At 57.2% G+C, this 12,769-nt stretch carries 11 protein-coding genes and 1 pseudogene; 4 read left to right on the top strand and 8 right to left on the bottom strand.

From position 1 onward, the window contains the following. Positions 1 to 233: 233 nt before the first annotated feature. On the bottom strand, positions 234 to 1,151 hold the full coding sequence (locus BFV97_RS04665; protein ID WP_069299188.1) for a Hint domain-containing protein: 918 nt from the start codon (positions 1,149 to 1,151) through the stop codon (positions 234 to 236). A gap of 426 nt (positions 1,152 to 1,577) precedes the next feature. Here BFV97_RS04665 and BFV97_RS04660 point away from each other — a divergent pair, with 426 nt between their 5' ends. The 4 genes and pseudogenes from BFV97_RS04660 to BFV97_RS18600 form a co-directional block, all read left to right on the top strand. Next, complete coding sequence (locus BFV97_RS04660) at positions 1,578 to 2,669, top strand: ABC transporter ATP-binding protein (protein WP_069299187.1); 1,092 nt, start codon at positions 1,578 to 1,580, stop codon at positions 2,667 to 2,669. 105 nt (positions 2,670 to 2,774) lie between these two features. Next, positions 2,775 to 3,869 carry an extracellular solute-binding protein gene (locus BFV97_RS04655; RefSeq protein ID WP_425412264.1) on the top strand — a complete coding sequence of 365 codons (1,095 nt, stop codon included), beginning with the start codon at positions 2,775 to 2,777 and terminating at the stop codon, positions 3,867 to 3,869. A gap of 78 nt (positions 3,870 to 3,947) precedes the next feature. Continuing rightward, positions 3,948 to 5,252, top strand: a complete 1,305-nt coding sequence (locus tag BFV97_RS18605; RefSeq protein ID WP_069299185.1) for an ABC transporter permease — start codon at positions 3,948 to 3,950, stop codon at positions 5,250 to 5,252. 36 nt (positions 5,253 to 5,288) lie between these two features. Then, positions 5,289 to 6,110: pseudogene (locus BFV97_RS18600) on the top strand (ABC transporter permease); the annotation flags it as partial. 63 nt (positions 6,111 to 6,173) lie between these two features. Here the strand turns inward: BFV97_RS18600 and BFV97_RS04640 are convergent. The 7 genes from BFV97_RS04640 to BFV97_RS04610 all read right to left on the bottom strand — a co-directional run bounded on the left by BFV97_RS04640 (position 6,174) and on the right by BFV97_RS04610 (position 12,655). After that, positions 6,174 to 7,112 (bottom strand): AEC family transporter, encoded by a 939-nt coding sequence (locus tag BFV97_RS04640; protein WP_069299183.1) that lies wholly within the window; start codon positions 7,110 to 7,112, stop codon positions 6,174 to 6,176. Between the two features lie 13 nt (positions 7,113 to 7,125). Then, positions 7,126 to 7,926 carry an MBL fold metallo-hydrolase gene (locus tag BFV97_RS04635; protein ID WP_069299182.1) on the bottom strand — a complete coding sequence of 267 codons (801 nt, stop codon included), beginning with the start codon at positions 7,924 to 7,926 and terminating at the stop codon, positions 7,126 to 7,128. Further along, positions 7,926 to 8,726, bottom strand: a complete 801-nt coding sequence (locus BFV97_RS04630; protein ID WP_069299181.1) for a TatD family hydrolase — start codon at positions 8,724 to 8,726, stop codon at positions 7,926 to 7,928. Before BFV97_RS04630 ends, BFV97_RS04635 begins: the two co-directional genes overlap by 1 nt. A gap of 23 nt (positions 8,727 to 8,749) precedes the next feature. After that, complete coding sequence (locus BFV97_RS04625; protein ID WP_108721644.1) at positions 8,750 to 9,871, bottom strand: DNA polymerase III subunit delta'; 1,122 nt, start codon at positions 9,869 to 9,871, stop codon at positions 8,750 to 8,752. Next, the gene (gene tmk, locus BFV97_RS04620) at positions 9,868 to 10,491 is read right to left on the bottom strand and encodes a dTMP kinase (protein ID WP_069299179.1); all 624 of its coding nucleotides are present in this window, start codon (positions 10,489 to 10,491) and stop codon (positions 9,868 to 9,870) included. The genes BFV97_RS04625 and tmk overlap by 4 nt, the downstream gene beginning before the upstream one ends. Further along, entirely contained in the window at positions 10,492 to 11,619 is a 1,128-nt protein-coding gene (locus BFV97_RS04615; protein WP_069299178.1) for a D-alanyl-D-alanine carboxypeptidase family protein, read from the bottom strand. 121 nt (positions 11,620 to 11,740) lie between these two features. Continuing rightward, positions 11,741 to 12,655, bottom strand: a complete 915-nt coding sequence (locus tag BFV97_RS04610) for an SPOR domain-containing protein (protein WP_245667587.1) — start codon at positions 12,653 to 12,655, stop codon at positions 11,741 to 11,743. Positions 12,656 to 12,769 lie beyond the last annotated feature (114 nt).

Genomic DNA, 12,769 nt, shown 5'->3' with positions numbered 1-12,769 from the left:
AAGTGAGTATCAGTAATGGTCATTGCCAGCATCTTCGCATCAGGTATCGCAATCGGGTTTCTTGTCGGGTTTGTCAGTTTCACGCTGATTTACGCCTTTCTCGCGTAATCAGTAACGGACCATCGGCTTATGCGAGACAGTCGCGTTGTCGTTTGAACCGCCCGAAGCCCGATGAACACAAAAAAACACCGCATGGACACCAGCGGTGTTTTTTGCAATTCAGCGGGTAAATATCAGGCGTCTATAAAGCCGCGGGCGCAGGGACCATAGGCGTCAGGTCTGCGGCGCAGCACAGGGAATGTTTCCAGCACCTCATCCCGACTGTTTTCGGGCAGCAGGTCCAGGTTTTCCGGTGTTGGCATAAAGCTTTCCGAGGCGGCGGCTTCTGTGTAGATGACTTCGTGCTGGTCGGTGACGATCTGGAAAAACTCCATCCGGCCGCCGACAGCCTGAATGACAGTGACGTCGTCCACAAGAATACGCGCAGGGATCAGGACCTCTTTGACACCATACACGGCCATCGCCTCGGCCCCTTTAAGGACGACACGTTGATCGGCGCTGACGACCAGATCGCGGGCGTTTTTTATGGCGCCTTTGCGGAACAGGATTGGGGCGTTTTCCCGAGTGATGTCAACTGTATGGGAACCGATCCAGCGAATGTCCTGCATGCCGCGATCCCGTGTTATCACACGATCCCCGACCACCAGATTTTCAACCCGCACTTCACCACGGTTGGTCATCACATGGGTGCCCCGTGCAATGCCGAGCCGGTTTTCAGCCTTGTTTTGCTGTGAATCTGCTTCTTTCACCGAATTTTCGCCGGTATGGGGCATGGAAACGCTAACGGTTTCGTATATGTGGTCTTCGAGCAGGGGACGGTCGCTGACCAGTTCAGAGTAGAGCGCGGCGTGATTGCTGGAAATATCCTGACGGGCGGTAAAAACCTCATCCGTGAAACGGTCCCGCAACACCCATACGATTTGCGTATCGGCGGCATTGGTATTCGCGTTGGGCTTCGGTGTGCTTTTCAGGTTTTTGATCCTGCTGTTTTTCACACATGTACCAGCGCGGAAACTGGCAAAGCCACCTTTGGTCACGGCAAACGGCGTTGTATTGGCGGCAATTGTATAGGTGTGAAGATTTGCTGTCATATCCGATACTCGCTCACTAATTTATGCGCCGAAAGTTAAAACACTATGAATTTCTTGAAGCTGGCGCTCAAAAAAATTGATGGAGCTTAATTGAGGCGCAAATGGGGCAGCAATTTGCCCAAACTTGGTTTTCTCTTCACCGCAAACCCCATCAAGAGCGGCCTCAGCCGGAATCCGGCGCGGGGGCGCGACACCCCCAAGAGGTGCCAAATGTCTGACACTGTGTCGCAATTTAGTATTTCAAGGCCGTTTTTGGCGGTTGCTATTTCCTAGATTGTTCGCTTAGTCTGACCACATACCAACAGGGTCAAATGGCCTGAACACAAAAAAACGGGTTGAAAACAGCCTGATAAAAATCCGGTCGCACAGATCGCACAAATTACAAAAACGGGTCTTCAGGCCTGAAAAGTCAACTGGGAGATAGTTTTGACTGCAACTTCGCACGACGACGCATTTGTCGTATTTGATCGCGTTCAAAAAAGCTATGACGGCGAGATACTTGTTGTAAAAGATCTCAATCTACAAATCGCTAAAGGTGAGTTTCTGACAATGCTAGGCCCGTCAGGGTCCGGCAAGACGACCTGTCTTATGATGCTTGCGGGGTTTGAAACGGCCACAAGCGGGGACATTCTGTTGGGCGGCAATCCGATCAACAACATCCCGCCGCACAAGCGCGGGATTGGCATGGTCTTTCAAAACTACGCCCTGTTTCCCCATATGACGGTTGGCGAGAACCTCGCCTTTCCGCTGGAAGTGCGCAAGATGGGCAAGTCCGAGCGGGAAGCCAAGGTCAAGCGGGCCCTTGATATGGTCCAAATGGGAGAGTTCGCGGGCCGGCGTCCGGCACAGCTCTCGGGGGGGCAGCAACAGCGGATCGCTCTGGCGCGGGCTTTGGTATTTGATGCGGAACTGGTTCTGATGGATGAACCGCTTGGCGCGCTGGACAAACAATTGCGCGAACACATGCAGTTTGAAATCAAACACATTCATGAAAATCTGGGCATTACAGTCGTTTACGTGACGCACGACCAATCCGAGGCGCTGACGATGTCAGACCGGATTGCAGTTTTTAACGACGGTGTGATCCAGCAACTGGCTCCGCCCGAAGACCTGTACGAGCGGCCTGAAAACTCTTTCTGCGCGCAGTTCATCGGTGAAAACAATACATTGATGGGGACTGTGGAATCCGTGACGGACGGAGTGGCTGCGATCACTCTGGATGACGGGGCAAAAGTGCGCGGACTGGCCGTAAATTGCGGCGGTCCTGGCAGCCGGACCACGATGTCGCTGCGCCCCGAGCGGGTGTATGTCGGCGGCGAGGAAGGGCTTGTCACCACAGAAGCCGAGGTCAAGGAATTGATCTATCTTGGCGATCACATCCGCTGCCGCATGCATGTGCATGGCAACGACGAATTTGTGGTGAAAGTACCCAATGCTGCCGGTCACAAACACCTGCAAGTGGGTGAAAAGACCTTGATCAGCTGGGAAACTGCGGATTGCAGGGCGCTCGACGCCTGAGCAAGGGGGACGAAATCCTAAGAGACACCGACCGTTCCGCACCCGTGGACGGATGGAACAACGATAGAACGGGTAAACTGTAAACAAGGAGAAGTTTCTATGAATATGAAGTCTATTATTCTGAGCACAGCAGCCGGCGTCGTCGCCGCATCTGCAGCTGGTGCGAAGGACATGACCATTGTATCCTGGGGCGGTGCATACTCGGCCTCTCAGGATGCAGCCTACCACCAGCCTTACATGAAGGCGAACCCAGATGTGAACATCATCAACGACGAAAGCTCTGCCGAAGCGGTTGCCAAGCTGCGGGCGATGGCAGAAGCCGGTAACACCACTTGGGACGTGGTGGATGTTGTTGCTTCTGATGCGATCCGCCTGTGTGACGAAGGTCTGGCGATGGAAATCGACGCGGACACCATGTTGGCAGATGCGCCCGACGGCACAAAAGCATCCGAGGATTTCGGTGATCTGCTGGTGTCCGAATGCTTCATCCCGCAAATCGTGTATTCCACAACATTCGCGTATCGCACCGATGTGGACGCATGGGGCGGCAAAGAGCCAAGCAACATCTGTGACGTGTTCGATCTGGAAGCCTTCCCGGGCAAGCGTAGCCTTGAGAAGCGTCCGATCAACAACATGGAATGGGCACTGCTGTGTGACGGCGTAGCCAAGGACGAAGTCTATGACGTTCTGGGCACCGAAGAGGGGCAGCAACAGGCTTTGGCCAAGCTGGACACCATCAAGGACGAAGTGATCTGGTGGTCTGCCGGCGCGGATACGCCACAATTGCTGGCTGACGGCGAAGTTGTGATGGGGTCCACCTATAACGGTCGCCTGTTCTCTTTGATCGAAGAGCAAAAGCAGCCGGTTAAAATGATGTGGGACGCACAGGTGTTTGACCTTGACGGTTGGATCATCCCTGCAAACCTGAGCGAAGAGCGCAAGCAAGCCGCACTGGATTACATCATGTTCGCGACAGACACACAGCGTCTGGCCGATCAGGCGAAATACATCTCCTACGGTCCGGCCCGTGCGTCTTCTGCACCACTGGTTGGCAAGCACGCCGAACTGGGGATCGACATGGCGCCACACATGCCAACAGACCCAGAGAACGCAAAGAACACGTTCCTCTACAACTACGAGTTCTGGGCTGACTACCGCGACGACATCGACGCGAAATTCCAAGCCTGGCTTGCGCAATAATCATTAACACAGGGCGGCTCTCGGGCCGCCCTGATGCCCTGAACCCGATGGTTTCAACAGGTGGACAGTACTAAGATCATGGTAAACACAGCAGACAGCTCCCAGGATATAGCCCATTCCGCGCCGGTCACAGGTCCGGTGCTGGGCAATGACGGACGGCCCTTGAAGGCCAGCCTTGCGCGAAGTCTGCGCCGTCAGAAATTGCGCGCGCTCGGGTTGATTGCGCCGCTGCTGATCTTTGTTCTTCTCACCTTTATTGCGCCGATTGCGGATATGCTGTTCCGCTCGGTCGAAAACAACATCGTCGGGGATGTGTTGCCCCGTACCGTGGTGGCCCTGAAAGACTGGGACGAAACCACCGGAGAATTGCCCGATAACGCCACGTTCAAGGCAATGGCACTGGACTTGAAAGAGGCGGTCGAGGACAAAAGTCACACGCGGCTTGGGTCCCGTCTGAACTATGAACAATCCGGTATTTCCAGCCTGTTCCGCCAAACAGGTCGCAAAGTGAAGCGTCTGGATGTGGAAGAAACGACGGATTTCGTCGCCGCATTTGAGGATATGAACAAGAAATGGATGGATGTTGAAAACTGGCAGACCATCAAAGCCTTTTCCGGACGGTTCACCGACGGTTATTTCCTAGCTGCGGCGGATCTGACCAAAGGGCCGGAGGGTATTGAGCGGGTGCCCGAGAACGAACAGATTTACTATACTCTGTTGCTGCGCACGCTGAAAATGTCGCTGATCATCACCTTCAGCTGTATTTTGCTTGGCTATCCGATTGCCTTTCTGCTGGCGACATTGCCGCTGCGCACCTCTAACCTGCTGCTGATCCTTGTGCTGTTGCCGTTCTGGACCTCGCTTCTGGTGCGCACCTCGGCGTGGAAGGTTTTGCTGCAACAACAAGGGGTGATCAATGACACGCTGGTCTGGCTTGGACTGGTAGCGGATAACGCGCGGCTGGAACTGATCAACAACCAGACCGGCACGATCATTGCGATGACGCATATTCTGCTGCCGTTTATGATCCTGCCGCTGTTTTCCGTGATGAAAACCATTCCGCCCTCCTATGTGCGGGCAGCGAAATCACTGGGCGCAAACGACTGGACGGCCTTCTGGCGGGTCTACTTCCCACAGTCCGTACCGGGCATCGGGGCGGGTTCCATCCTGTGTTTCATCCTGTCCATCGGCTATTACATCACGCCGGAAATCGTGGGCGGCACAAAAGGTGTCTTCATTTCCAACCGGATTGCCTACCATATTTCGTCCAGCCTGAACTGGGGCCTTGCTGCGGCGCTTGGGACATTGCTGCTGGTGGTGGTGCTTGGGCTCTACTGGCTCTACGACAAGTTCGTGGGCATTGATAACGTGAAACTGGGGTAAGGTAATATGGCTCTTCCAATCTACGCATCACCGCTGCAACGGGCCTGGTACTATGGCTTTCGCACCATCTGCACGCTGATCTTTCTGTTCCTGATCGTGCCGATCCTTGTGATCCTGCCGCTCAGCTTTAATGCAGAGGATTTCTTTACCTTCACGCCGGAGATGCTGCGGTTTGATCCTGAAGGGTATTCGCTGAAACACTACCGCGATTTCTTCTCCAACTCCGATTGGCAGAATGCGGTTGTGAATTCCCTGCGGATTGCGCCGATGGCGACTTTCCTGTCGGTGTCCTTTGGCACACTGGCGGCGATCGGCCTGAGCCAGCCGCATGTTCCTTTCCGCCGCGCAATCATGGCGATCCTGATTTCTCCTATGATTGTGCCGCTGATCATCTCGGCTGCGGGTATGTATTTCTTCTACTCCCGTATCGGTCTGCAAGGCACATACTGGGGCGTTGTCATGGCTCACGCTGCGCTTGGCATTCCGTTTGTGATCATCACCGTGACGGCGACTTTGGTGGGTTTTGACAACTCTCTGACACGGGCGGCAGCAAATATGGGGGCAGGGCCGGTGCGCACCTTCTTCCGTATCCAGATGCCGTTGATCCTGCCCGGTGTGATCTCTGGCGGTCTGTTCGCCTTTATCACATCGTTTGATGAGGTGGTGGTCGTGCTCTTCGTCGGCTCTGCTGGTCAGAAAACCCTGCCGTGGCAGATGTTCACCGGACTGCGTGAACAGATCAGCCCGACCATCCTTGCGGTGGCGACGATCCTGATCGCGATTTCCATTGCCTTGCTGACAGTGGTAGAACTGCTGCGCCGCCGCTCTGAACGGCTGCGGGGCATGTCACCGGGTTAAACCGGACCGGACAGTTAGGAATTTAGGACGGGGCCGCTTTAGGCCCCGTTTTTCGTGGCAAGGTTACAAGGCGCGCAGGATGACCAGCCAGATCGAAACGCTGAACACTGCACCAGCCGTGCCAAGCAGGATCGCACCGGCGGCGCTGCCTTTGGCGCGATCGTACATATTTGCGAAGACATAGGCGTTTACGCCGGGGGCCATCGCCGCAGTCAGAACCACCACGCGGGTGACATCCGGTTCAAGATGAAAGACCTGTGTGGCCATAAACAGCGCGATCAGCGGATGCACCACAAGACGCAAGGTCACAACAAAGGCGGTCTCTTTGATGTTGGCGGACAGGCCGTAACGCACCAGAACCGCCCCAAGACCAAACAGCGCGGCGGGCAGGGCGGCGCGGGCCATCATCTCTGTCGCAGCCCAAAGGCCCTCGGGCAACCACATGCCTGTCAGGTTCACCGTAAAGCCAAGCGCAAGCCCGATCATCAGCGCGTTCTTGAACATCGCTTTCACCACAATCTTAGCGGTGGTCGGCAGGCTGCGCCCGTCCGCGCGTACCAGTTCGATGGTGGTGATCCCGAGCAGATAGCAAAACGGCGCGTGGATGGCGACAATGGCTGTGATCGGCCCCAAAGCCTCGGCTCCGAAGGCCCGTTCCACGATGGGAAAACCCAAAAGAACCGAATTGGCAAAAAGCGCACAAAACCCCAGTACAACGGCCTCACCGGGACGGCGTTTGAAAAAGAACACCGCGCCAAGGCAGCCCAAGGTGAAGCAGCTGATGGACCCTGCATAGAAACTGCCGAGCAGTCGGAACTGAAAGACGGACGACAGGTCAAGTTTGGCAATCGCGCCGAATAGCAGGCAGGGAATGGCGAAATTCTGGGTGAATTTCATCAGGGCATCGGCGTGGTCGTCGCGGAACAGCTTGAAATACACAGCACCATAGCCCGCGCCGACAACCAGAAACACCGGCAGGACGACCGTAAAAACTTCTAACATTTAATCTTCTTCTTCAGGCAGAGAGCCTGATTTTCATACCGTCAAACGCCGGTGTTACATGATCCGGAATTTCCCCGCACAGGGTGTCATAGTCCAGATCCACATGCATATTGGTCAGCACAGCCTGTTTGGGGGCCGCCCGCTTGATCCAGTCGAGCGTTTGGGACAGGTGGGAATGGGTCGGATGGGGGTCGCGGCGCAGGGCATCCACCACCCAGCACTCCAGATCCGCCACAGCCTGCCACGCGGTATCGTTCATGGCCGACACATCCGGCAGATAGGCCAGCAGGTCATCAATGCGAAAGCCGTTCGCCTGAATCGGACCGTGATCCACAAGAAACGGCGTAAAAGTGATCGCACCGCCTTCGCCGTCTATGGTGACGGGGCCGGTCATGTCGTTCATTTCGAGGATCGGTTTGTAAAGCGTGCCGGGCACCTGTTCAAAGGTGTAGCCAAAGCGCTGGCGCAGGGTGGTTTGCGTCGTGGCATCGGCCCAGATCGGCAAACGCTTGCGCATGTTGAACACCACCATCCGCAGATCGTCGATCCCGTGGGTGTGATCGGCGTGGTCATGGGTATAGATCACCGCATCCAGCGCACTGACCTCGGCATCCAGAAGCTGGCGGCGCAAATCCGGAGAGGTATCAATCAGAACCGTTGTCTTACCCGATTCCGTGATCCGTTCTACCAGCATGGAACAGCGCTGGCGGGCGTTTTTTGGATTGCTCGGGTCACAGGCGCCCCAATGACCGCCGATCCGCGGCACACCGCCCGAAGAGCCGCATCCCAGAATGGTAAAGATATACTCCGCCATCAGGCTGCTGCCTTATAGCGCGCCGCCTTGGTAAAGAGCCGGTCAAAGTTGGCGGTGGTTTGCGCTGCAAATTCCGCGTAGTCGAGCCCGAAGATTTCGGCGCCGGTTTGTGCGGTATGGGCGGTGTAGGCGGGTTCATTCCGCTTGCCGCGATAGGGCGTTGGCGCCAGATAGGGCGCATCGGTTTCCACCAGCACACGGTCGAGCGGCACGGTGGCAAAAATATCCCGCAATTCCTGACTCTTCTTGAAAGTGGCGATGCCGCTCATCGACAGGTAAAATCCCAGATCAAGCGCGGCTTTGGCCAGTTCCATTCCCGAGGAAAAGCAGTGCATCACGCAGTTATAAGCACCATTGCGGTGTTCTTCGCTGAGGATACGGGCCATATCGTCATCCGCTGCACGGGCATGGATGATCAGGGGCAATCCGGTTTCCCGCGCCGCAGCGATATGGTTGCGCAGGCTGTCCTTCTGGATCTGTGCCGTATCCGCCGTATAGTGATAATCCAGTCCGGTTTCCCCGATCCCGACCATTTTGGGGTGGCGGGTCAGTTCGATCAGACGCTCGGTCGGGACCAGATCATAGTCTGCCGCGCTCATCGGGTGGATGCCGGCGGCGTAAAACACCGAGTCATAGGTTTCCGCAATCCCGCGCACGGTTGGTTCGTTCTCCAGCTTGGTGCAGATCGTGACCATGCGGGCCACCCCTGCATCATGGGCGCGTTTAATAATTTCGTCTCTTTCGCCGTCGAAATCCGGAAAATCCAGATGGCAATGGCTGTCTACAATCTGTGGTGTCATGTGATCTGCCTACTGGCGTGCGATCAAAGGCGCGCCGCTTCGTCAAGTTTCAGCAACATATCAAGGATCACGCCGGAGGGGTCAAGGTTAACCGCACGGGCATGACCGACACGGGCCGATAACTCTTGTGCGAGGTTGGCCCATTTGCGGGCTGCGGCGCTGTTGGGGGCCAGTTTGGACAGCATCCGCGCCTCATGGGGGGCGGCTTCGGTCCAGATGGCCGGTTGCAGGGCGCCAAACCGCGCCAGTCGGGTCAAAAGCAGGTCGATCAGCAGAACGGTGATGTCGTAGTTCTCCGCATTGGCAGCGCCGCCGCATTTCTCTGCTATGGCAGTAGCCTGTCCGCGATCAAGTCCGGGGGCCTGTTCCATCAGGGCAACAAGCGCCGCATACCTTTGTGCGCCTTCCCCGTGGGCCAGCCGCAGGGCCGCCCCAACTGACCCGCCGGACAGTTCGGCAAGTGCCGGATCGCCACCAATTTCCAGACCAGCGGCCATAAGCGCGTCCGATTGGTCCTGCGGCGACAGGGCGGTGCAGCGCAGATCGCGACAGCGGGAGCGGATCGTGGGCAGCAGGCGGGCGGGCTGGTGACTGACCAGTAGCAGAACTGTCTTTTCGGGCGGTTCCTCAAGGATTTTCAGCAGCGCATTGGCGGCGCTGACGTTCATCAGGTCGATGTCATCCACAATCGCCACGCGCCAGCCGCCATCCGCTGCAGAGAGCGCCAGGAAGCTCTTGAGCTTGCGCACCTCATCAACGGTAATCTCTTTCTTGAGGCGCGGCGGCTTGGCCTTGTCGTCCCACGGGCGACGGCACAAAAACAGGCGTGGCTCTCCCAGAGACATGGCGCGGCGCACGGCCGGATGGTTCGGGTCCGCATCAAGACTTTCGGGTGCAGGTGGTGCGCCGAACATGCCGCCGTCGTCTTCCGGCTGAGCCAGCAGAAATTTCGCAATCCGCCATGCCAACGTTGCCTTGCCCACCCCGCGCGGTCCGGTCAGCATCCACGCATGGTGCATCCGTCCGCCGTTATAGGCCGACAGGAAAGCTGCCTCGGCCTGCGCCTGCCCAACCAGAACAGAGGTTTCGCGGGGATGGGGGGCACCCTCGGCGCGATCCGGTTCCGGGATGTCCTCGGCCGTTATGACAGCCATTGTTCAACCACAGTCTGAATTTCACCGGACACAGAGGCCGGCGACTGGTTGCCGTTAATCACATGGCAGCGGTCGGGAAACTGTTTCGCCAGCCCCAGAAAGCCTGCACGCAGTTTTTCCTGAAAGCCCAGACCCATATCTTCAAAACGGTCCTCGCCGGACCCCCGTGCCAAACCGCGCCCGAGCGCGATTTCAGGGTCCATATCGACGATGAAAGTCAAATCCGGTTCCTGTGCGATCATCAGATCGTGGAGGCGGTCCACTGTTGTGCGCAGTTCGGCCCGTGCCGCACCCTGATAAACGCGGGTGCTGTCGGCAAACCTGTCGGAAATCACCACTTTACCAGCCTCAAGGGAAGGGCGGATGGTGCGTTCAAGATGGTCGCGGCGGGCTGCGGTGAACAGCAGGATTTCGGTTTCGGGCGACCAGCGGTTTGGATCACCCTCTACCAACAGGCGGCGGATGTCTTCCGCGCCCGGCGAACCGCCCGGTTCCCGTGTGTGCAGCACATCCCGGCCGTAATCCCGCAGCAAAGTAGCGAGAAGGCGCGACTGGGTGGTTTTACCGGACCCGTCAATGCCTTCAAATGTAATAAAAAATCCGCTCCTCACTTACCGCAACGCCCCTTGGAGCTTTTGCGCAGAAACCTTCAGACGCTTCATCAGACCGGCATATTGCACATCACTTGAGGCATACACAGGGTAGCTTTGGGATGGCAGGCCGGGAATTTCGATGTTCAACACGCCCAATTCGGTTCCCTTGGCCACCGGCGCCTGTATTGGGCCTTCATAGGTGACGCTCATCTTGATTTCCTCCCGCGAGGAATAGGGGATCAGCGCGGAAATGTCATCTGCAACTTCCAGCCCGACAGTTGTCTCTGCGCCCAACCAGACCTCTGCCTGGGCGACGTTCTTTCCCGCTTTGAGAAGGGTCTCCTGTGAGAATTGCCGGAAGGCCCAGTTCATCAGCCGCTCGGCTTCGCGGGCGCGTGCATCCGCTGTGTCCAATCCTGAAATCATCAGGATCACCCGGCGGTCGTCCTGACGGGCGGTGCCGACCAACCCGTAGCCGGCCTCTTCGGTGTGGCCGGTCTTCAGCCCGTCCGCGCCAATGCCTTTGTCCAGCAAGGGATTGCGGTTTTTCTGGGTAATATCGGCCCAAGTGAACGAATCCTCGGCAAAATAGCCGTAGTATTCGGGAAATTGCGTCATGAGGCGATTGGCCAATGTGACAAGGTCACGCGCACTCATCCGGTGGTTTGGATCGGGCCAGCCGGTGGCATTGGCAAAGGTACTGTCGTTCATGCCGAGCTTGCGCGCCCGTGCGGTCATGATCCGTGCGAAATCTGCCTCGGAGCCGGCCAGATTTTCCGCAACCACGATGCAGGCGTCATTGCCGGATTGCACGATGATGCCGCGGATCAGGTCTTCGACTTCAATCCGGTCGCCCTGTTTGACGAACATCTTGGAGCCGCCCTTTTCCGAGGCTTTCTGCGAGACGGTGAATTCGGTATCAAGGTTCACCCGCCCGTCCTGAAGCGCCTCGAACAGCATGTTGAGGGTCATCAGTTTGGACATAGAGGCCGGCGGGATCGGAATATCCGCTTCTTTGGCCAGAAGCACGGTGCCGCTGGCCTGATCCAGCACCAGTGCCGAACGTGCGATCGTGTCAAAGGCCGAGGCGGGCAGGGTGGTGGCCAGCCAGATTGCTGCCGCGCTGAGTAGGAATTTAGGTCGCATGCCGCGCTCCGTTGGAACGAAACAGATAGGACGCCCCGACCCCTGTTGGGGAAGCGGGGACTACTACTGTTCGGGGTTACATTGTCTTACCGCCTAACGCTGCCATCCATTGGGGATGGCGTCAACCGGACACCATGTAGGCATCGGCAAACCCTTGCCCTTTTACCATGTTGAGAAGCTGGCGCTGTTCACTGGCAGAGCTTGCAGGACCGGCAAGAACCCGCCAGAAGTCTTTGCCATTGGTCGTCGATTTCACAATTTTCGCCGGAACGCCGTTCTTTTTAAGACGGGCGACATTGGCTTTGGCATTGGATTCGATGCTGAAAAAGCCGATCTGCGCGTATTTCGCACCTTTGGCCGCTTTGGGCGGCGTGGCCGGTTTTGCCACAGGTTTGGGCTTGGCTTCGGCCTTTTGCACCGAGGCGCGGGCCTTGGCCGCCAGATCGTCCTCTGCCGGCGCATCCAGGGCCACGGCAGAGACACTCTCTGTTACGTTGGTCTGAACCTCTGCTTCGATTTCGGCGTTTTCGTTGATGGTTTCTTTGCGCAGCGCTGTCACCCGCAATTTGGTCGGAGAGCCTGCCTGAACCCCAAGCGCGGCTGCGGCCTCGGAGGAGAGTTGCAGGCTCGGGCCGGGGTTGTCCCGCTCGCGGCGGAACAGGGCGCCAACGACGAATTTACCGTTGCTTTCATTCCGGATGATGACCCGTTCGGGCTGTTTGCTGTCGGGATGTGCGATCCAGACGCCGCCCAGTGACGGGCGTCCGTCCCACAGGGCGTTTTCGTTTTTCTCGAATACTTCGGGGGCTTCTACATCCCGTTCCACCAGCTTGATCGGCTTGCCGGACCCCGGTGTGACTTTGCCAGAGGTCTCAGCCGTTGCTGTCTCTGCATCTTTCTTGCCAAACCCGAGATTCATGCCCTCGAAACCGCCGTCTTCACACCCTGCAAGCGCCACGCCTGCGAGAAGTGCGAACACCAGCTTGCCTTTGGAAGAAGAAAATTTACCGTTGCTCATATTGCCTGTCCAGATCATCGTGCCTGTCTCCTTGGTTGCGTCATTTGCTTTACCGATCTGGCGCCGGTCCAAAGTCAAAAACGCAATCGTGTTCCGCCTCGCCCCGCTGTATCGCGGGTTTTGACGATACCC

This window comes from Neptunicoccus sediminis (genome assembly GCF_001719615.1).
Lineage (GTDB): Bacteria > Pseudomonadota > Alphaproteobacteria > Rhodobacterales > Rhodobacteraceae > Amylibacter > Amylibacter sediminis.
Note: the sequence above shows the minus strand (reverse complement) of the source record. Positions and strands in the feature narration are given on the sequence as shown.